Genomic DNA, 20,130 nt, shown 5'->3' with positions numbered 1-20,130 from the left:
CCTTCGGGTACGTGCCGTGGCGGTGGGTCCGTGGACGCAACCCGGCGCGGGCCCACCGCATTCCGAAGTCGGGCCGCGGCCGGTCCTGAAGTACCAGGCTTGTGGCCTTGGGGATGAGGTGGCGCCGGGCCGCGGCAGGCGATGCTGAGCGCGTCCCTCCGATCGCTTCGCGCAGCAAGGTTCACCGACATGCCGTTCACCCTGATCCACCCCGTGGCCGTGCTGCCGCTCGCCCGCAAGCCGCTCGTTCCCTCGGCCCTGGTGGCCGGCGCGCTGGCGCCGGACCTGCCGTACTTCGTCTCGCTGCAGTGGTTCGGTGGTGACTACAACCTCACCAAGACCCACGAAGCGTCCTCGGTGCTGTGGTTCGACCCGATCATCGCGCTCGGCCTGTTCGGCGTGTTCCACCTGGTGGCCCGGCGTCCGTTGCTCGCTCTGCTGCCGCCCTCGGTGACCTCGAGGCTGCCGGTGCCTGCAGGCCGGCCGAACCCGCTGGCGGTGTTCGCGTCGTTGGTGATCGGCGCGGCCACCCACGTCGGCTGGGATGCCGCGTGCGATGCGTTCGGCTACGGGCTCTCGGCGCGGCTGAACCTGCTGAGCGATCTGGTCGGCGGCGCCCTGTTGGTGGCCTGGTTGTGGCGCTGGTGGCGGACCACCGAGCCGAAGCCTGGGTCGCAGGTGCTCCCGGCGCGGTATCGGATGGTCATCGGCTCTGCCTTGGTCGTGGTAGCCGGACTGGCCGGGCTGGTCAGCATGGTCCGGAACGTGTCGGAGATCGGGCTCAGTTTCGGGGTGCTGGCCGCGGGCGATTACGCCGCGCGCAGTTTCGTCATCGCGGCCATCACCGCCCTGGCCGCCGGATTCGCCGTCTACTGCCTGGCTTTTCAGTTTCGGGCGCGGATCGGATGACGGGAGATCGCCGAGGCGGTGGGCCGGGCGCTCGGATCAGCTTCGGGCAGGCCGGGCCAGGCATTGGGATCTTGTCATTTCCTGAAATATCGGACACGGTGATGCCGCACACAACCCGTCCCTGAGGAGCCTCATGTCCGCGCGTCGCCGTGCCGCCGTTGTCGTGCTCGCCGTTCCGCTGCTGCTGAGTGCCTGTGGAGGGGACTCGTCCGCGGAGTCTTCGCCGGACCTGGCGAAGGTCACCTACCTGACCTCGTTCAACACCTTCGGCCGGGACGCCTACGCCTACGTGGCCGCGGAGAAGGGCTTCTTCGAGGAAGCCGGGTTCGACGTGGAGATCAAGCCGGGCACCGGCAGCGGCGACGTGATGAAGCTGATCGCCGGTGGGCAGGCCGACTACGGGGTCGCCGACTTCTCCGCCGTAGCCGTCGCTCTGGCGAACCAGGACCTGCCGCTGACCTCGGTGGGCATGATCCACCAGCAGTCGCTGGCGGCGCTCGTCACCCTGGAGGGCACCGGCATCTCCGAGCCCGCCGACCTGGCCGGCAAGACGATCGCGGACCAGGCCGGATCCACCGTCACCGTGCTGTTCCCGGCCTACGCCAAGGCTGCCGGATTCGACGGCTCCGGGGTGAAGTTCGTGCCCTCCGCGCCGCCCTCCCTGCCGCAGCTGCTGGCCTCCGGAAAGGTCGACGCGGTCGGCCAGTTCGTGGTGGGCAAGGGCCTGATCGAGGCCGCGGCCAAGGACCGCGAGGCGGTGTTCCTGCCCTACAGTGACGTGCTGCCCGATCTGTACGGCAACACCCTGCTGACCACCACCGAGACCGCCGAGAGCAACCCGGAGCAGGTGCAGAAGTTCAGCGCGGCGCTGCTGAAGGGCCTGCAGTACTCGATCGAGAACCCGGACGAGACCGGCGAGATCCTGGCCGCGGCGCAGCCCACGCAGGACGCAGCGGTTGCCGCCGGTGAGGTCAAGCTGATGGCGCCCTACGTCACCGGCGAGGACGGAGCGGCGATCGGCGCGATCGACGAGGCCCGGGTGCAGGGGGTGATCGACGAGCTGACCAAGGGCGGAGCGATCACCAAGGACGTCACCCCGGCCGATCTGGTGAGCTTCGACCTCACGCCGCCGGCCGAGCCGTGATCTCGATCGAATCGGTCGATCACCGGTTCCGTGGCCGCGCGGGTGAGGTACAGGCCCTGGCCGGTATCGACCTGACCGTGGAAACCGGCGAATTCCTCACGCTGGTCGGCCGTTCCGGCTGCGGGAAGTCCACCCTGCTGCGGATCGTCGCCGGGCTGCTGACCCCGACCAGCGGCCGGGTGGTCATCGACGGCGAGCCGGTGCGGCGCCCGCGGCGCGACGTCAGCTTCATGTTCCAGAAGTCGGCGCTGCTGCCCTGGCGCAGCGTCCTGGCCAACGTGCTGCTGCCGGCCGAGACGCTGCGGCTGGACCAGGCTGCGGCCCGGCGCCGGGCCGGGGAACTGCTGGAGCTCACCGGCCTGACCGGATTCCAGAAGGCCCTTCCGAAGGAGCTTTCCGGCGGCATGCAGCAGCGTGTGGCGCTGTGCCGGGCCCTGCTCAGCGAGCCCCGGGTGCTGCTGATGGACGAGCCGTTCTCGGCCCTGGACGCGCTGACCCGGGAGGAACTCTCGATCGAGCTGCAGCGGATCCGGCAGGAGCAGGACACCACCTTCGTCTTCGTCACGCACTCGATCGAGGAGGCCGTGCTGCTGGCCGACCGGGTGGTGGTGATGCGGGCCCGGCCGGGCGGGATCCGGCGGATCGTCGAGGTGGACGTCCCGCGCCCGCGCAGCCTGGGCCACCACGCCCACGCCGGGCGGGTCACCGAACTCAGCGCCGAACTGCACGAGCTGCTCCTGCCGAACGAGGCGGCATGAGACGTGTCTTCCTGCCGCTGCTCGGAGTGGCCCTGACGATCGCCGGATGGTGGCTGGCGGTCATCGTTCTCGAGATCGAGGACTACCTGGTGCCCACCCCGCCGCAGGTCCTGAACACCCTGGCCGAACGCTGGGCGGTGCTGCTGGAACACACCTGGACCACCGCCTGGGAGACGATCCGCGGCTTCGCTCTGGCGATCGTCCTGGGAGTGCCCTTCGCCGTCCTGCTGGCCGGCTCCCGGATCTTCGAGCAGATGGTCTACCCGCTGCTGATCACGGTGAACTCGCTGCCCAAGGTGGCGATCGCGCCGATCCTGGTGGTCTGGATGGGCTTCGGGGCCGGGCCCAAGATCGTCATGGTGCTGCTGCTGTGCTTCTTCCCGATCGTGCTGGCCACCACGGCCGGGCTGAAGTCGACCCCGGCCGAGATCGTCGAGCTGGCCCGCTCGCTGGACGCCGGCCGGCTGAAGACGTTCTGGGCCTTCCGGCTGCCGCAGGCCCTGCCCCAGGTGTTCGTCGGCCTGAAGACGGCGATCTCGCTGGCGGTGATCGGCGCCGTGATCGCCGAGTTCGTCGGGGCGGACGCCGGTCTCGGGTTCATCATCGTGCAGTCCGGGGCCAGCTCCGACACGGCCCTCGCCTTCGCCGCGATGGTGCTGCTCAGCCTGCTCAGCATCGTGCTGTTCTACGCGGTGCAGCTGGCCGAGCGGCTGCTGGTGCCCTGGGCCTCAGAGCACTGAGGCTACCGAGGCGTGGAATCGGCGTACCTCGGGCAGGTCGCCGGCGCACACCTGCAGCGCGTGCAGCAGGGCGAGCAGGCCACCGGCGAAACGCGCGCAGGTGGTGACCAGGTTCAGCGCCTCCGAGCGCGGCCGGCTGGAACGGCGCAGGGTGCCGGTGATGCCGGGATCCAGCATCGCGGTCAGCTCGTCACGGAAGCCCGGGCCGGCGAACTCCGGTATCCGCAGGAGGTTCTCGACCAGCTCGGCCAGCTCGCGCGGGGCCAGCTCCTTGCCCGGCGAGACGTAGGGCGCGCCGTCCTCGAACGGGGTGAACCCGCTGGTGCGCGGTACCGCGTCGGGCGGGGGACCGGGGTGGGCGGCCGCGCCGAGCGGGGTGATGATCGTGGCCAGATGCTCCAGGATGCGCTTCAGGTCGTCGTCCACGGCCTGCCCGCGCAGTTGCTCGGACTGCAGGGCGCCGAACCGGGCGATGTCGTCCGGCAGTTGACTCCCGCTCATCCGGGGCGCGTTCTCCACCAGCACCGGCACGATGTGGGCGCCGCTGCCGAGCGCGGCGCCGATCTCGCGGCGGACGAAGTCCTGCTCCCGGTCGACCAGACGCACGCCGTCCGGGCCGGCCGCCAGCCAGGTCGGGCCCACGATGCACAGCATCAGGCGGCATCCGGCCGCGGCCCGCAGGATGACTTCCTCGTAGAGATCGCCGGGTGGGATGCTGCGGCCGGCGCGGAACACCCGCTCGTCGCCGTAGGCCGCGCGCAGCGCCTGGTCGAGCGTGACCGCCCAGCCCAGCGAGACGTTGCGGTAGCTGATGAAGATCTCCGGTGCAGTGCCCAAGCAGATCGACCCCCTGTCAACGGCAGCCCCCTGGGATGAAGAGTAGAGGGGGTATTGCCGATTGCCCGCCGGCTTCATGAAGAGGAAACAGGAAACACCTTCCCGTGGCGCCGGTGCGGACGGACTCTGGAGAGGCCTTCTTGACCATCTTCACAGTTCGGCCGTCTTCACAGGGGGAACGTCATGCAGATCTTCACCACCGTGAGCGCACTGGTCAGACTGACCGCGGTCAGCTTGTTCCTGGGTTTCCTGGTCGGCGCGGTGCTGTTCGGGACCGACCCGTCGTTCAGCGGCGCCGGGCTGATCGAGGCCGGCACTCATGTCTGAGGTCGCCTTCGGGGCCGAGTTGCGGCGCCGCCGGATCGCGGCGGGGATGACGCTCTCGGCCCTGGCCGGGCAACTGCACTACAGCAAGGGATATCTGAGCAAGATCGAGTCGGGGGCCCAGGTCGCAGGGAGTGACCTGGCCCGCCGGTGCGACGCGGCGCTGGGCGCGAACGGGGAGCTGGCCGGGGTTCTGGAAGCCAGCGGGGTCGCTCGCCGGGGTGTGCTGATCGCGGGGGCGGTCACCATCCTGGCGGCCCCCTCGTGCAAACCCACCGCGCCGGTCGCCCCGCCGATCACTGCGGCGGTGGCCGGTGCAGGCTCGACCACCGCCGGGCTCACCGATCTGCTGGGGCACCTACGGGCGATGTCGCAGAACCAGCCGCCCGGAATGCTTCTGCCGACCCTGGAACTACAGGCACGGACGTTGTCCGCGTTGGCTTCGGAGGCGTCCGCGGCCGCCCGGTCCCGGCTGTTGCTGCTGTATTCGCGGTACGCCGAGTTCATCGGCTGGATGTACCAGGAGAGCGGCGACCAGCAGGCCATGACGGCCTGGACCAACACCGCGGTGGACGCGGCGGTCCAGGCCGGTGATCAGGACATGGCCGCGTATGTATACGTGCGCCGGGCCAATGCGGCGATGTATCAGGAGGACGGGGCGGCCACGGTGGAGCTGACCCGGCGAGCCCTGAGCGCGGTACGAGGGGACTCGCCGGGGGCGCAGCGGGTGCGACTGCTCGCACACCAGCGTCAGGCGCAGGGGCACGCCTTGCTGATGCGAAGCGGGGATTTCGCCCGGGCGCTGGATGCGGCCGAGGCGGTCGCCGAGCAGATGCCGCCGCGGTCGACGGTGCCGGCGCCGATCCGGCTGGGCATGTCCTCGGTCGCCGATCCGAAAGACCTGGTGCAGGGCTGGGCCCTGTACGACCTGGGGCGGCCGGAGGCGGCGGTGGCGGGGCTGGAGCGGCATCTGAGTCTGGTGCCGGCTTCGTCGCGGCGCGCCCGGGCCCGGGCCACGGCCCGGCTGGCCCTGGTCCAGGCCGCGGTGGGTGAGGTGGAGGTGGCCTGCCGGCTGGGGGAGAGCGCGCTGGAGGACGCCCGCTTCGTGGATTCCCAGACGCTGCGCCACGATCTGCGGCGGCTCAGTGGCTCGTTGTCCCGATTCCGGGTCCGTCCGGAAGTGCAGAGCCTGATGCCCCGGCTGATGCAGGAGTGGCGCCGGGCGGGTTGATGCCGATCGTTGTCGATCTGGACATATTTTTTGTCCTGATCAATGTTTTGTGCCGGGACCGGAAATGCGGACATCGTTGTCGGTCGTCTTACCGGTCCGTATCGTGGTCGTGGGATTATCCTGGACGCCGGCGGTCCAGGTTTTCGCCCAGCGGCTTCGGCGAAATCTGCTGAGGAGAAAGCGAATTGGGGACGTCCGACGTCCTTGGGTGGGTTTTTTCAGTGGCATTGAGGGCGGGTGGTGTACTACTGAACAAAAGTCAGAGTCGAGACCGCCGACGGCACGATAAACTCCTGAGGTCGTTCCGTCGGTGCGATCATCCGCGTCTGCCTCCACTAGTGTTCTTTCTCAGGAGAAAGCATCGCCCGGGGGAGCGTGAGTGCTGAGGTGTTCGTGCCAGTCGGGCGCAACTGTAGGCGGGCGGTGGTGAGGCCATGACCGAGAACGGTGGTTCCGGGGTCGACCATCCTCCGCAGATCCTGTCCAACGGCGTCGCCGTCCCGGACGACGTCCCGGTCGTGGTCCGCCCGCCGGGTCTGGCCACCGGCAGCGCCGGTGGCGGCGTCGGCGGGCCTGACCTGACCCTGATCGGTACTCCCGATGCCGGTGGCCAGGGTGGCGCCCGCGCGGCGCAGGACCGCCTGAAAAGGCTGGGCCTGCTGCTGGTGGACGCGCTGGACCGGACTCCGCCGCTGAAGTCGCCCGGCGACCGGGACCTGCTGCGCGAGTACCTGGAGCAGGCGCTGCCCGGTCTCGGCCTGCGCGATCACGACCGGCCCCGGCCGTTCTTCGCCGAGGTGGTGATGCGCTGCTCCGCGCGCACCGGTGGCCTGGCCGACCTGGGACTGTGCCTGGAGATGCTGGCCGGTAACGACCCGGCCGGCCAGGAGGCCCGCCGGCTGATCGAGCAGATCCAGGTGCTGACCGTCGAGCCGGACCTGGCCGTCCTGTGGGACCGGCTGGAGGTCGCGCTGGCCCGGATCCCGCTGAACCACGTGCAGCCGGTGGTGTTCGCGGTGACCGACGGCCGGCTCGGGGTCCTGCCCGGGTACTGCAACGGCTCGTGGGCGGTATTCGTGCACCTGGTCGGGCAGAACGGCCCGGCCGCCCCGGTCCCGCCCTGGATGGTGTTCCTGGAGATCCTGCGCGAACGGCTGGACGAGAGCACCAATCGCCAGGTCCGGCTGCTCACCCGGGAGCTCTCGCGGGCCTGGGGGTGCACCGATCAGCTGGAGCGGCTGCGGGCCCGGCACGGCGCGCAGGCCCTGCCGACCGCCAGGGTGGTGGTGCTGACCCTGGTGGTCAGTCCCGACCCGCAGGACGCCGACCTGTTCACCCTGCACTCGTTCCAGCGCTGGGACGAGGAGGGGGCCGCCCCGGTCTCCGGCCCGGACGTGCAGGTGCGCCGGGACGAGCTGAGCACCGCCGTGGACGCGGTGATCATGCAGGCGGAGGAGACCTGGGCGCGCGGTTCGGCCGATCTGACCATCGAGTTCGTGCTGCCGCTGAGCCTGATCAACGAGCCGGTGGAGTGGTGGCCGAAAGACCTGGCGAACCCGCCGGCGACCAACCTCGCGCTCTATCACACGGTGGTACTGCGCAGTTTCGAGCGCTTGCGGCGCACCACCTGGCACCGGGTCTGGCAGCGCAAGTGGGAACGGCTGCAGGCCCGGCAGGGCCAGGTGCACTGGGCCGCCGATCCGGACCGGGCCGACCACATCCGGCTGCTGGAGGCCGAACTGGTGGCGGAGGAGTGTGTCGGGGTGGTGCTGAGCGGTCCGCCGCGTTCGGGCCCGGGCAGCCAGGAGCTGATGGTCGCCCTGCGGGCCGGGGTGCCGCTGATCCTGTGGCATCGCGGTGCGGCGCTCGACAGCGAGATCCGCAGCGTGATGTCGAAGGTGCTGCAGACGCCGTTGCAGACCCCGCAGGCGGTCGCGCTGGTGCGCCGTCAGGTGGCCGGGCTGCAGGCACAGGAGCAAGACCGTCATCCGGCCCGGCAGCTGAGTCTGCTGTGGGACAACGCGCACCGGGCCGCGCACGAGACCCGGACCGGGAGCGTCTGAGCTTTGAAGCCGACCACCGAACCCAGCGCACCCGCCGGCCGGGTGCTCCTGCTGCTGGACACCCATCCGACCATGCAGGTCTGGGCCGGGGTCCTGGCCGAGCTGACCGACACGCTGGAGACCCTCGGGCTGGGCACACTGACCGTGCAGCCGGTCGAGATGGAGAACGCGGCCTGGGCCGACGTGCCCCCTGGCACCGGGCCGGTGGTACTGGTCAGCGACGGGGCCTGCCCGGCCTGGCGGACCGCCTCGACCGCCCGGCGGCTCGGTGCGCTGGCCCGCACCCGTCCCGTGGTGATCCTGCACGTGCTCTCACAGACCCGCTGGTACCTGACCGGGATCGATCCCGAGCCGGTGATCCTGCAGATCCCGGCCGGGGCGAGGACGAACGCCCAGTGGCAGTGGCTGGACTCGGCCCCGGGGGCCGACGAGGCGGCGCTGCCGGTACCGGTGCTGGAGAACTCCGAGCGAGGCCTGCGCTCGATGACGCAGATCCTCACCGCCGCCGCCCGTCCGGAACCCGACGAGAACGGCCTGGCCGCGGCCGCGTTGCTGTTGAGCGAGGATCCGGGGGAACCGGAACCGGCGGTTGCGCAGCCCGATCCGAAGACGACGGTGAACGAGTTCCGGGCCGCGGTCTCCCCGCAGACCTTCCAGCTGGCCACCTACCTGGCCGCGGTCCCGCTGAACCTGTCGGTGATCCAGGACCTGCGGGCCCGGCTGATGCCCGACTCGAGCATCCAGAACCTGGCCGAGGTCCTGGTCAGCCCGCTGGTCCGGGCCGAGAACTCCTCGCCCGCGGTGGCCTTCCGGTTCGAGAACGGGGTGCAGCAGGAACTGCTGGCCTCGGCCCGGCGTGCGGACATCGAGCGGGTGGTCCGCGCGGTCAGCGAGCGCCCGCAGGCCAGCCCGGGCTCGACCACCTTCACGACCGTGCTCGATCGCCCGCCCACGCCCACCGGCCCGCTGCCCACCGGGGGAGACCCCTTCCGGCGGCGGGCCGAGACGGAGTGGCGGACTGCGCGCGCCCTGGTGCTGATGGCCCTGTCCGGGCCCTACTTCCGCGCCGGGCAGCGCGAACTCGACGAACTGATCAACCAGAGGGCTGTGGCGTCCGGTGCCACTTCGACTAGGCGGGATCTCGATCTGATGGCTGTCCAATCCTCGAGCCCGGCCGCGCGGAGCGTGCTCGGCGACTACCCACCGCGCAACCAGTTCTTCACCGGCCGCGACGACCTGCTGGCGGATCTGCACGCCAGCCTGCGCTCCAGCCGGGACGTGACGCAGCAGCCGCAGTACTCCGGGGTGACCGCGGTGCTGCCGCACGCCCTGCACGGGATGGGCGGTGTGGGCAAGTCGCTGCTGGCGATCGAGTACCTGTACCGGCACGCGAACGAGTACGACGTGGTCTGGTGGATCTCCTCCGAGCGCACCAACGGCATCCAGAACAGCCTGATCATGCTGGGGCAGCGGCTCGGCCTGACGATCGACAACGAGGCCAACACGGCGGTGCCGGCGGTGCTGGAGGCGCTGCGGCGGGGTGAGCCGTACGGCAACTGGCTGCTGGTCTTCGACAACGCCGAGAGCCCGGAGTCGGTGATGCCGTTCCTGCCCAAGGACGGCCCGGGGCACATCCTGATCACCTCCCGGGACGCGCGCTGGGCCCAGGTGGCCCGGCCGCTCGAGGTCAACGTGTTCAACCGGGACGAGAGCAAGGAACTGCTGCGCCGGCGCGGCCCCAACATCACCGACACCGAGGCCGACCAGCTGGCCGAGGCACTGGGCGACCTGCCGCTGGCGATCGAGCAGGCCGCGGCCTGGCACTACGAGACCGGGATGCCGGCCGCGGAGTACCTGCGGCTGCTGTCCGAGAAGCAGGAGGAGCTGCTCGACCAGCCGGCCCCGATCGACTACCAGGTGCCGGTGATCGCGGCCTGGAACGTCTCGCTGGACCAGCTGGAGGCCCGCAACCCCGCGGCCCTGCAACTGCTTCAGGTCTGCGCCTTCTTCGCCTCCGAGCCGATCCCGCGCACCCTCCTGACCCGGGCCCGGGGCCAGGGCATCTCCCCGCAGCTGGACCACATCCTGCGCAACGCCATCCACTTCGGCAACGCGGTGCGCGAGATCAGCCGGTACTCGCTGGCCCGGATCGACCACCGCAACAACGCCATCCAGATGCACCGCTTGGTCCAGGCCGCGCTGATCGCCCGGATGAGCGAGGAGGACCGGACCGAGACCCGGCACGCGGCCCACCGGATCCTGGCCGCCGCCGATCCGACCGAGCCGGAGAACCCGGCCGAGTACAGCACCTACGGCAGCCTGTACCCGCACATTCTGGCCTCGCAAGCGGTGAACTGCGGCGAGAGCTGGGTCCGGGACCTGATCATCAACGAGGTCAAGTATTTGTACCGCTGGGGTGACCACGAGGCGGCGGTGGAGTTCGGCACCGTCGCCTACGAGACCTGGCGGCAGGCCCATGGCCCGGACGACCCGCAGACCCTGCAGATCGCCCGGTGGCTGGCGTTCTACATGTTCACGATCGGCCGCTACACCGAGGCCGCCGAACTGAACGCCACCTCGCTGGCGGTGTTCGAGCGCATGCGGGAGGAGGGGCGGCCGGACCCGGACGGAGAAGTCGGGGTGCTGGGCAACATCGCGATCGACCGCCGCGTCGCGGGCCGGTTCGACGATGCGCTGACCCTGTCCCGCGAGTTGTACGACCGGGCGCTGCAGCGCTACGGCGACCGGGACAGCGAAACTCTGATCTATGCCCATGACCTGGGCGTGAGTCTGCGGCTTTCCGGCCTGTTCCTGGAGGCTCGCGACCGTGACCGAGCCACCTACGAACTGCGGGCCGAACTGTTCGGCCCGGACCATCCCGCCAGCATCCGTACCCAGCTCGGCCTGCTGATAGATCTGCGTGAGCTCGGCGACTACACCGACGCGGTGAGGTTGCACGAGTTCGAGCTGACCCGCACGGTCGCGATCATGGGAGAGATCAATCCGACCACCCTGCTGGCCCGCCGCCTGCTGGCGGTGGCCCAGCGCAAGGCGGGTTACCACGACGCGGCGCTGGGGACCTCCGAGCTGGTCAGCCGGCAGTTGCGGGCCCGGTACGGCAACCTCTACCCGGAAACCATCGCCGCCGAGTCGAACTACGCGATCGACCTGCGGCAGGTGGGCGACCTGGCCGAGGCGGAGCGGATGGGCGCCGATGTGGTCCAGCGCTACACCAGCCGGCTCGGCGCCGAGCATCCGCACACGCTTTCGGCCCGGGTGAACCTGGCGATCACCTACCGGCTGATCGACAACCCCGCCCAGGCCCTGGCGATGACCAGCACCGCCTACGAGGCACTGGTCAGCCGGCTCGGGCCGGATCATCCCTCGTCCCTGGTGGCGGCCGCCAACCTGGGCAGCGACCTGTTCGCCACCGGCGACCCGGCGGCGGCCTTGGCCAAGGACGAGGACACCTGGCGCAGACTCGGCACGGTGCTCGGGGCCGACCACCCGACCACGCTGGCCTGTGAGTCCAATCTGGCCATGGATCTGCGGACACTCGGCCGCACGGAAGAGTCCGAGGAACGTCATCGGCATGCCCTGACCATGATGGAGGCGCTGCTCGGGTACGAGCACCGGGCCGTCCGTGAGGCGCGGAGCGGGACCGAGCGGGCCAACTGCGACCTGGATCCGATGCCCCTGTAAGGGATTTCAGGCCGTACCGGGTGGCTGCGGGCTCAGCCACCCGGCCAGTTCGATCACGTCGGGTGGCGTCGGGCTGAGGGCGCGCACTTCGCGGTAGACGGCCCTGACCCGTTCGGGATTCATCCGCAGGACCGGGGAACTCAGCGCCAGTCCACCCCAGGGACGGGCGTCATCAGGCCCTTCAGCAATGGCGCTCAGATAACGTTGCGCGGCCGCTTCGCTGTCGGCGGTCACGAGCAGACGATCGCCTCCGCTGAAGTCCCGCTCGGCGGCGATGCCCCAGGAAGCCGGCAACGGCCCGGAGAAGCCGCAGAAGCTGAACCGGGCCAGCACGAAGACCGAGCTCAGCCCGTGCGCCTGCGGATCGCGGGAAATCCTTTCGGCCGGGGTGGTTCGGGGTGGCTCGGCCCGGTCCAGCCAGGCGCGGGCCGTGCTCCGGACCCAGTCCGCATCCACCCGGACGTGGTGAGCCCGCCAGGTGGCCCGGTGTGTCATGGCCACGATGCGGGCCAGCCGGTCGGCCTCGGCGGAAACCGCTGCCGCTGACCAGCCGGTGGCGTTCAGCCGTAGTTCGGCCAGAAACTCCCGGCCGTGCCCGGTGAGCTGGTCACTGCCCTCCAGCTGATCCAGCACGGTCATGGTGTTCAGCCGGGCCAAGGAGAACTCCAGCTCGGCCCGGCGGGCAGCGTCACCCTGGTCGATGGCCCGGCGGGCCTCCCAGAACGAGGTGACCGCGCTGAAAGCGTACGCGCCGTGCAGCATTCCGGGCAGCGGGCGAGGATCATCCCGCCAGGGCGCGTAGAACCCAGGGCGGCCGGGCTCGGGGCGGTACAGCGGAACCAGTCGCATCAAGCCGTTGAGCACGGAGTGCCGGAATTCGTGCACCAGTGCGCAGGCCAGATCGGTGGTGTCGGGAAGCAACGCCATCGCGGCCGCGCCGAAGGCGTCGGCGGAGGATCCGGCGGTCGGACCGGAACCCTGAGAGGACAGCGGCAGCAGACTTTTCAGCCCGGCCGACAGGGGTGCCGTCTCCGCTGGGTGATCGGATCCCAGGAGCGTCCAGGCCTGCTGCAGCGAGGTGCGCCAGTTCTCGACCGCCTCGGGATCCAGCGGTATCGGTGGGGGCAGGCCCACTCGTGCGGGCAGCGGATCGAGGTGGTCGATCCGCACCTGAAGCACCGGCCCTGCTCCGGCGGATGCCCTGACGACAGGCGGCGATTCCAAGGCCGAGGGGTGGAGCGTGATCTGGCGTCCGAGCCCTTCGACGGTCAGTTCACCCGCCTCGGACGAGGCCAGGGCCACCGCTGGTCCCTTCGCCGGCCCTAGATCGAGGCGACCCGCACCCGGCAGATAGAGCTGACCGTCCTGCAGCGGAACCCGGATGGAGAAGGGAATCCGGGCCTGCAGAGCAGCAGACACGGCCAGCGTCGAGAGGGCGCCCAGGCGAGTCCAGAGCATGCTCGCCGAGTCCTGAGGCTCGGGAAGACTCAGCAACCGCAAGGCGTGGGCCAGCCACATTCCGGTATGCGGGTCGAGCAGGAGAGCCTCGAAAGTAGCCGGGTTGCTGCGTTCGGCCGCGACCAGCAGGTCCAGCGCAGCGGCAACACCGTCGAGCGGGCCGAGCAGGTCCGGGTGCTGCCGGCACTGCGTGATCAGGTGCTGCAGCAGCAGCAACCGGCGGCTGCGCTCGGCGGCGTGCAGCAGCGCCACCACCTCGGCATCGAGATGACCGGCGGCTATCCGCCGGAAGGTCCGGGCGGGCAGCGGGAAGGAGGAAAAGCCAGGATCAGGAAGCAGATCCGGCACCGATCCCCCGTTCGTCCATGGCGGTGCGGATTGCTGCCACTGCGGTTTCAGGAGTCGCTTCCGGCCAGGCTCACCGTGGCGGCCGCGGACATCTCATCGATCAGTGGAGCACTGACTTCGGCCAGTTCCGCCGGGTCGTACCGGCTCAGTTCGCCCAGGCTCACGCCGGAAAGGTCGACCAGGCGCGTGCGGATGACGTCAGGGTGAATCGCTGTCATGCGCCAAGAGCCCCCTTAGTAATCTCCGCGAACATTGTACCGAAACTGGTTCTGAATCGTCCCCTGCAGCCGGGCTATTTCCGGGATGTCGCCCACACCGATCCGGATTGCCTCCAGCAGTTCCGGCAGTCCGCCCGGAAAGCGGGCGCAGGTCATGGCCATGCTCACGGCGTCGGCCCGGGGCCGCGAGTGCCGGGCCAGGATGCCGCTGATATCGCCTCTGAGCAGGGAGACCACCTCGTCCCGGAAGTCCTGCCCGAGGAATTCGGGGATCGCGAGCAGGGCATCGACCAGCGGTGCGAGCTCGGCCAGGGAGAGTTCGGCGGCCGGCGGCGCGGCGGTTGCGCCGGACGGATGCTGGGCCAGCAGCTGGCCTTCCATCCCGGTGCGGTCCTTCACCCACAGATAAGCCGGGGTCTGCCGGGCCCGGCCGTCGCTGCGCAGCCGGGCGAAACGCCAGGACAGGCGGGCGGCCAGGGCGGGTACGTCGGGTGGCCACTGGCCGGCCGGGCCGTGCAGTTCGGCGAGCAGTTCCTGGCTGAACAGACCGGTGCGCTGCGCGGTGAGGTTGATGGCCGATTCCTCGGTACTGGCGGCGAACAGGACCTCTTGGAGCCGGCCGGGTGCCACGTCGCGCACTCCGAAGTCCTCGCGGGGGAGGTTGCGCCGGTTGCCCGCGGCGTCGTACAGCGTCTGGCAGGCGTCGACCAGCCACAGTTGCTGCCGGAACGAGGTGATCGCGGGGGAGCGGTGCAGCGCCAGCATGGCGTCCACGTCCAGGTTCAGCGGGTCGGAGGCGGTGGCGTCGGCGGTGAACAGGTGCCGTCCGCCACCCACCCCGACCATGCCGTGCCCGCCCCAGACGACGATCAGCAGGTCGCCCTCGGTCTCGGCGACGGTGCGGGCCAGGAACCCGCGCACGTTCTCCCGGGTCGCGGTCCGGGGCGTGATCGGGGTGTTCGCCCAGAGGGATTCGCTGTCGGGCAGGGCGGAGACGAACGCGAAAGTGCGCTCGGGCAGCACTCCCTGGCTCCAGAACCGGTCGGCGAAGCGCCGGGCGTCGGCCGCCGGGCCCGGCAGATCCCACTGCGGCCCGGCCGAGTACTGCTCGACGCCGACCAGGACGAGAGTCGTGGCCTGCGCGCGGGCCGCCGTCACTTCCGGACCGTAATTCATGATCAGACCACCCCCGAGCCCACGATAGGCCACTTCGCCGCCGTTGCCCCCAGAGATCAGATCGGAGATGCTCATGGGGTTACCGCCCAGTGTCGGCAGAGGAGAAGCGCCGTGAAGCCGGACTCGATCGTCTGGTCGTCCGGAGTGCACACCACCGGTCACTCGGTGGAGGAGGCCCGGTGGTTCGGGCAGGAGCGGGGCCGCCCGGTCGGGCACTTCGCCGCCTTCCCCTCCCGCGACGCCGGCCCGGAAGGGCTGGCCAGCATGTGGTGGATGCCACCGCCGGATCTGGGCGACCTGATCAGTCTGGGCGTGCCGATGGCCTATGACGGCGGATCGTTGGCCGACGACCTCTCCGAGCCACTGAAGCGGATGGCCGACGCGCTGAGTCAGGACGGACGTCCGTGCGCAGTTCGTCTGGGCTGGGAGTTCAACCTGCTGGGCTGGCCCTGGTTCCTCTCGGAACAGACCCTGCCGCAGTGGCGCGAGCGCTTCGCCCAGTACGCCGGCATCTTCCGCGAGGCGCTCGGCGAACGTGCGCTGATCGGGCTGAACGCGAACATCGGGGGCTCGCAGACCGGGATGCAGCCGGACTGGGCCGAGCGGGTCTGGGACCCCGAGGCGATGGACTGGGTGGGGATCGACGCCTACGACTGCTACGAGCCCTACACGACGGACGCCTGGGTCGCCAACCACTGGAAGGGCCGGCACGGGCTGAAATGGTGGTCGGACTACGCGCTTTCGCGCGGGGTGCCGCTCGCGTTGCCGGAGTGGGGAGTGGCTTCCGGGACGCAGTGGGCGGGGCACCGGGGCGGCGACAACCCGCGCTACATCGCCGAGATGCACAAGTTCCTCAGCCAGCATCGGGAGCGGGGCGGGAACGTTCTGCTGGATACCTATTTTCACGATCGCGAGCCGTACCTCCGCAGCGACTTCGGGTCCAACCCCAAAGCCGCCGCGGAGTACGTTCGCCGCTGGAGACGTCCTTAAATCAGTTCGTAGGCGGGGTCGCGGTGCAGGCTGGAGTCGATGCCCTGCTCCTCGGCCTCCGGCGTGATCCGCAGGCCCATGGTCGCCTTCAGAGCCAGGGCGATCACCAGCGAGACGGCGAACGAGTAGGCCAGAACCACTGCGGCGGCGACGAACTGGCGCCACAGCTGGTCCACCCCACCGCCGTAGAGCAGACCGGCCACTCCCTGCACGGTGTCGGCCGAACCGACCAGGCCGATCATCAGCGTGCCGATCACCCCGCCGACCAGGTGCACGCCGACCACGTCCAGGGTGTCGTCGTAACCGAAGCGGTCCTTCAGGCCGACCGCCAGCGGACACACCGCCCCGGCCACCAGCCCGACCAGAATCGCGCCCATCGGCGTGACATCACCGCACGAGGGCGTGATCGCGACCAGACCGGCGATCGCCCCCGACGCCGCGCCGATCCCGCTGACGTGGCCGCTGCGCAGCTTCTCCACCGCCAGCCAGGCCAGCACTGCGGCGCAGGTGGCCAGGAACGAGGTGACCATGGCGAAGGCCGAGCCGTCGGAGGCGGACAGCCAGGAGCCACCGTTGAAGGCGTACCAGCCGGCCCACAGCAGCCCGGCGCCGAGCAGGGTCAGCGGCACGCTGTGCGGCTTGGGGCCCTGGCCGAAAGTGCGCGACTTGCCCAGCACGATGGCCAGGGCCAGTGCCGCCGCCCCGGCGTTGATGTGCACGGCCGTACCACCGGCGAAGTCCAACGCGCCCAGGCTGTTGGCGATCCAGCCGCCCTTCTCGGAGACCGTGCCGTCGAACGAGAACACCCAGTGCGCCACCGGGAAGTAGACCACCACGGCCCAGATCCCGGCGAAGACCATCCAGGCGCCGAACTTCATCCGGTCGGCGGCGGCCCCGGAGATCAGCGCCACCGTGATACACGCGAAAAGGGCCTGGAACAGCGAGAACAGCAGGATCGAGAGACCGTTCACCGAGGTCTGCTGGGTGCTGCCGTCGCCGCTGTACAGGCCGGAGCTGCCGAAGAAGTCGCCCGGGCTGCCGACGATTCCGCCGATCGAGTCACCGAACACCAGCGAGAAGCCGAACACGAACCAGAGGATGCCGACCACGGCGACCGCGCCGTACGTCATCATCATCATGTTCACGGACCCTTTGACGCTGACCATGCCGCCGTAGAACAGCGCCAGACCAGGGATCATCAGCGTCAGCCCGATGATGCAGCACAGCATGAGAGCTGTTGTTCCGGTGTCCATCTCGATCTCCTGCGCCCGGGGGTGGAAGTGAGGTTTCCGCAAAAGAAACTGCGGTTCTGCCTACCACCGGCGATGGTCGCGGATGAGCACGACAGAGCAGGTCACGGCCGTGTATCTAGCGGGTAAAACCGGACCGCGACGGTCGGAGATGCTAGATCCGAGTGCTAGACACGGCGGCGCCTCCCAGGGGCGCCCTTGCCAGTCCGTCGCGCATGGTGAGCCGCAAGCTTGTCGCGGGCCGTATCCGCGACCTCAGGGGACCAGTGACCGTAAACGTTCTTCGTGAAAGCGTAGTTTCCGTGCCCGATCAGGTCAGACACGTCAGGTAGCGAAACGCCGGCGTCGAGCATCTCCCGGACCGCCGCATGCCTACCTGCATGGGGGTTGGTGTGGTCGAGGTCCACCGAGTCCAGGAGCGCACACCATGCTTTCCAGTCAGCGAAAGGATTGATGAGGCGCCCGTCGTCGTTCGCGAACACCGGGTCGAAGAGACGGATCCGAGCCCCACGAGGTGAAGCTTTCAACATCGTCTCGTCGTAGGCGGCAACTCGGTAGTGGTCCAATTCAGGCCCGCGTTTCACTGGGATAAGCATCCACCGCTTGTAGGCGTCCCCGGCGATGAGTCGCTCCTTGGCCTGGAGGCGCTTCAAGGCGGAGAAGACATGACATGTATCAGGAGTCAGGGGGACGGTCCGGGATCCGCTGTCCGTCTTGGGTTCCTTGATCGCCAGATAGCTCGGAGTTCCCTTGGGGCAGAGGTTCGTTCGACGCTGCCCGCAGGGATATAGGAGCTTCCGAGGGCGGTCGGGATCCGGTGAGCCCTGTCCACAGCCGTGGGATCCTGGCCATTTCACGAGCTGCTGGGCGATCCTGATCACTGCCGACTGGGGGTTCGAAAGGTCGACGGCGGCCCATTCGAGGCCGAGCGTCTCGCCCTGCCGTGGGCCGACGTCGAACAGCAGTCGCCAGCGCGCCTCGAGGCGGACTCCTTCGATGGCGGCATACAGGGTGGCGATGGCTGTCTTGGCTGGAACGTTGATGGGCCTGCGTTTCGGGATGGGCCTGGTCACGGATCTGGAGCGGACGGGGTTGTCTTTCCGGAGTCCCCGGTCGATGGCGCAGTCGAGGGACTTGCCCATGACGACCCATGCAGCTAGGCGTGAGCTGGCCGATAGTCCGTTCTCTTCCATGTGGTCGAGGACGCCCTGCATGTGTTCGGGCTTGAGGCGGTAGACGAGGCGATTTCCGGCAACGGGTGCGACGTGGATGCGGGCGGCTTGCTCGTACTTGATCCAGGTGCTGTGAGAGATCCTGGGGTCTTTCTTGGCATGGGCGAGCCATTCGGTGAGCAGCCAGGGCCCGTACGTCCAGGTTGTGGGGGTGGGCAGCTTGTCGTTGTCGCGGTCGTTGAGGACGTCGCGGAGGGCTTTCTTGGCTTCGTCTTCGGTGTCGCGCATGCGGGTGGCGCGGATGGGTTTCCCGTCGCGCCATCCGGTGACGACGGCGCCTACCCATTTGCCGGCGTTCTTGCCGGACTTGAGCTGGTAGACGCTGCCTTCGCTTTGCCCGGTGGCCATTAGGCGTCGGGGTCGATGCCGTGTTCGGCGAGGAGGGCGCGGAGGCGCTCGTTTTCGGTGGCGGTTTCTTGTTCGTCGCAGAGGCTGGCGATGAGGCGGTGTCCGCGGCGACGGCGTTGCGAGTCGAGGTCTGCGGCGCGGGTGTCGAGGCCGACCGTGAAGGCGTTGGTTTCGTCGTCCTTGACCATGCCGACTTCGCGGCCCCAGAGGGTGAGCATGTCGCTGCGGCGGATGCGGAGCTGGTCGGCGAGGGGGCCGATGATCGCGATGCGGGGAATGTCGACGGGCTGGTACGTGTGTGACAGGAAGCTGGACGCGGTGCCCTGTGCTACGCCTTTCTCTCCGGGGCCCTTGAAGTGCTTCTGGAGCCATGCCTGGGGGGAGCCGTCGTAGATCTCGGTGATGGCGTCGCGGAGGACATCCGCACGGTGGGGCAGATCGGGCTTTTTAGGCATGTGCAGATGCTCCGATCGAATGGGGACGTAACGCAAGTTCTCCTCGATCACACTGTACCGACCGCGCAGATAACTCTTAGGCGCACCCACCCCCTCGCCAGGCGAAGTCTTTGTGCGGACACGCCGCGCAGATCTCCGGAACTACTGCCGGTCGCATCAGATAACTGTTAGTCTCACTCAATCAGATCGAACCGTGCGACAAGCGTGCGGTCGTTGAGTGAGGTGACTGCATGGCGCGGGAAAGCGACTGGTACATCATCCGGCGGGGCGTGGACCTGCGCATGCACATCATCCTCAACCGGTCGACACCCAATGCTGTCGCACGCGCCTCGGGAGTTCACTTCACCGCCATCGGCCCCATCCTCGCCGGGGAGCGGGTCGTCAAGCGGTCGGACGCCGAAGCGATCGTCGCGGCGGCCCCTGGCAACACAGAGCTGAACGACTGGTTCGCGCCGTCTCCACGCATGCGCGCAGGTATCGAAATGAATGAACCCGACGAGCAGGTAACTGACGCTGGGCGTGGGGCGCAGATTGACCCAACTGGGCGAGACGCCATCCTGGCCGGACGGGGGACCCGATGACCGCCCGCACCACAAGCCTGCGTGCACTACCGAAGCAGACGGCCCAGCCCGAGGAGCTAGACGGCGGGGACGACATGTACCCGCTGCGGGATATCAAGACCGTCGCGAAGCGGCTCGGGTGCTCCACAGACCTCGTCATCGAGTTCATGCGCGAGGGATCTCTCCCGTACGTGCAGCTCGGCGGGAAGTGCATCGACCCGGAGTCGCCGCACGCGCCGCGCCGCTGGCGGGTCCGTAACGACCGGTTGAACGACGTGGTCCGCGACTGGTCTCGGGACTAGGTCCCACACAGACAGCGGCGGCGCCCGGCTGCTGATCGCGTCGGGGCCGCCGCCCACCAACCCACTACCAGGGCACCGCTATGCC

The 20,130-nt window shown here is 69.2% G+C and carries 18 protein-coding genes; 11 read left to right on the top strand and 7 right to left on the bottom strand.

Annotated features, from left to right (window positions below; translation table 11 throughout):
* Window positions 1-189 precede the first annotated feature (189 nt).
* The 4 genes from LR394_RS08645 to LR394_RS08630 all read left to right on the top strand — a co-directional run bounded on the left by LR394_RS08645 (window position 190) and on the right by LR394_RS08630 (window position 3,551).
* Window positions 190-909 (top strand): DUF4184 family protein, encoded by a 720-nt coding sequence (locus LR394_RS08645; RefSeq protein WP_231440138.1) that lies wholly within the window; start codon window positions 190-192, stop codon window positions 907-909.
* A 133-nt stretch (window positions 910-1,042) separates the two neighbouring features.
* Window positions 1,043-2,053, top strand: coding sequence for an ABC transporter substrate-binding protein (locus tag LR394_RS08640; protein ID WP_231440137.1), 1,011 nt, complete (start codon window positions 1,043-1,045; stop codon window positions 2,051-2,053).
* On the top strand, window positions 2,050-2,811 hold the full coding sequence (locus LR394_RS08635; RefSeq protein ID WP_231440136.1) for an ABC transporter ATP-binding protein: 762 nt from the start codon (window positions 2,050-2,052) through the stop codon (window positions 2,809-2,811). Before LR394_RS08640 ends, LR394_RS08635 begins: the two co-directional genes overlap by 4 nt.
* Window positions 2,808-3,551: an ABC transporter permease gene (locus tag LR394_RS08630; protein ID WP_231440135.1), complete on the top strand. Its 744-nt coding sequence runs from the start codon at window positions 2,808-2,810 to the stop codon at window positions 3,549-3,551. The genes LR394_RS08635 and LR394_RS08630 overlap by 4 nt, the downstream gene beginning before the upstream one ends.
* Here LR394_RS08630 and LR394_RS08625 read toward each other — a convergent pair.
* Window positions 3,540-4,388 (bottom strand): effector-associated domain 2-containing protein, encoded by an 849-nt coding sequence (locus LR394_RS08625; RefSeq protein ID WP_231440134.1) that lies wholly within the window; start codon window positions 4,386-4,388, stop codon window positions 3,540-3,542. The genes LR394_RS08630 and LR394_RS08625 overlap by 12 nt on opposite strands.
* A gap of 183 nt (window positions 4,389-4,571) precedes the next feature.
* Between LR394_RS08625 and LR394_RS08620 the strand changes: the two genes are divergently transcribed.
* The 4 genes from LR394_RS08620 (at window position 4,572) to fxsT (ending at window position 11,708) form a co-directional block, all read left to right on the top strand.
* A complete protein-coding gene (locus LR394_RS08620; RefSeq protein WP_231440133.1) occupies window positions 4,572-4,715 on the top strand; it encodes a hypothetical protein in 144 nt (47 codons plus the stop codon).
* Window positions 4,708-5,943 (top strand): helix-turn-helix domain-containing protein, encoded by a 1,236-nt coding sequence (locus tag LR394_RS08615; protein ID WP_231440132.1) that lies wholly within the window; start codon window positions 4,708-4,710, stop codon window positions 5,941-5,943. Before LR394_RS08620 ends, LR394_RS08615 begins: the two co-directional genes overlap by 8 nt.
* Window positions 5,944-6,377: 434 nt before the next feature.
* Window positions 6,378-8,006, top strand: a complete 1,629-nt coding sequence (locus tag LR394_RS08610) for a VMAP-C domain-containing protein (protein WP_231440131.1) — start codon at window positions 6,378-6,380, stop codon at window positions 8,004-8,006.
* Between the two features lie 3 nt (window positions 8,007-8,009).
* Window positions 8,010-11,708 (top strand): FxSxx-COOH system tetratricopeptide repeat protein, encoded by a 3,699-nt coding sequence (fxsT, locus tag LR394_RS08605; protein ID WP_231440130.1) that lies wholly within the window; start codon window positions 8,010-8,012, stop codon window positions 11,706-11,708.
* Between the two features lie 6 nt (window positions 11,709-11,714).
* On the opposite strand, the gene LR394_RS08600 is transcribed toward fxsT, so the two are convergent.
* Genes LR394_RS08600 through LR394_RS08590 form a run of 3 tightly spaced genes read right to left on the bottom strand, consistent with a single transcriptional unit; the run spans window position 11,715 to window position 14,983 of the window.
* A complete protein-coding gene (locus tag LR394_RS08600) occupies window positions 11,715-13,514 on the bottom strand; it encodes an HEXXH motif domain-containing protein (protein ID WP_231440129.1) in 1,800 nt (599 codons plus the stop codon).
* Window positions 13,515-13,561: 47 nt separating this feature from the next.
* Window positions 13,562-13,732, bottom strand: a complete 171-nt coding sequence (locus LR394_RS08595; protein WP_231440128.1) for a hypothetical protein — start codon at window positions 13,730-13,732, stop codon at window positions 13,562-13,564.
* A gap of 15 nt (window positions 13,733-13,747) precedes the next feature.
* On the bottom strand, window positions 13,748-14,983 hold the full coding sequence (locus LR394_RS08590) for an effector-associated domain 2-containing protein (RefSeq protein ID WP_231440127.1): 1,236 nt from the start codon (window positions 14,981-14,983) through the stop codon (window positions 13,748-13,750).
* A 36-nt stretch (window positions 14,984-15,019) separates the two neighbouring features.
* Between LR394_RS08590 and LR394_RS08585 the strand changes: the two genes are divergently transcribed.
* The gene (locus tag LR394_RS08585) at window positions 15,020-15,898 is read left to right on the top strand and encodes a glycoside hydrolase family 26 protein (protein ID WP_231440126.1); all 879 of its coding nucleotides are present in this window, start codon (window positions 15,020-15,022) and stop codon (window positions 15,896-15,898) included.
* On the opposite strand, the gene LR394_RS08580 is transcribed toward LR394_RS08585, so the two are convergent.
* The 3 genes from LR394_RS08580 to LR394_RS08570 form a co-directional block, all read right to left on the bottom strand.
* Complete coding sequence (locus tag LR394_RS08580) at window positions 15,895-17,151, bottom strand: ammonium transporter (RefSeq protein ID WP_231440125.1); 1,257 nt, start codon at window positions 17,149-17,151, stop codon at window positions 15,895-15,897. The two genes, LR394_RS08585 and LR394_RS08580, sit on opposite strands and share 4 nt — an antisense overlap.
* A 164-nt stretch (window positions 17,152-17,315) precedes the next feature.
* Window positions 17,316-18,728, bottom strand: coding sequence for a tyrosine-type recombinase/integrase (locus LR394_RS08575; RefSeq protein ID WP_231440124.1), 1,413 nt, complete (start codon window positions 18,726-18,728; stop codon window positions 17,316-17,318).
* The gene (locus LR394_RS08570) at window positions 18,728-19,183 is read right to left on the bottom strand and encodes a hypothetical protein (RefSeq protein ID WP_231440123.1); all 456 of its coding nucleotides are present in this window, start codon (window positions 19,181-19,183) and stop codon (window positions 18,728-18,730) included. The genes LR394_RS08575 and LR394_RS08570 overlap by 1 nt, the downstream gene beginning before the upstream one ends.
* Before the next feature lie 230 nt (window positions 19,184-19,413).
* Between LR394_RS08570 and LR394_RS08565 the strand changes: the two genes are divergently transcribed.
* Together LR394_RS08565 and LR394_RS08560 are read left to right on the top strand one after the other, a co-directional pair.
* Window positions 19,414-19,764, top strand: a complete 351-nt coding sequence (locus LR394_RS08565) for a hypothetical protein (RefSeq protein WP_231440122.1) — start codon at window positions 19,414-19,416, stop codon at window positions 19,762-19,764.
* Window positions 19,761-20,045, top strand: a complete 285-nt coding sequence (locus LR394_RS08560) for a hypothetical protein (protein WP_231440121.1) — start codon at window positions 19,761-19,763, stop codon at window positions 20,043-20,045. Before LR394_RS08565 ends, LR394_RS08560 begins: the two co-directional genes overlap by 4 nt.
* Window positions 20,046-20,130: the final 85 nt, after the last annotated feature.

Source organism: Kineosporia babensis, assembly GCF_021129305.1.
GTDB lineage: Bacteria > Actinomycetota > Actinomycetes > Actinomycetales > Kineosporiaceae > Kineosporia > Kineosporia babensis.
Note: the sequence above shows the minus strand (reverse complement) of the source record. Positions and strands in the feature narration are given on the sequence as shown.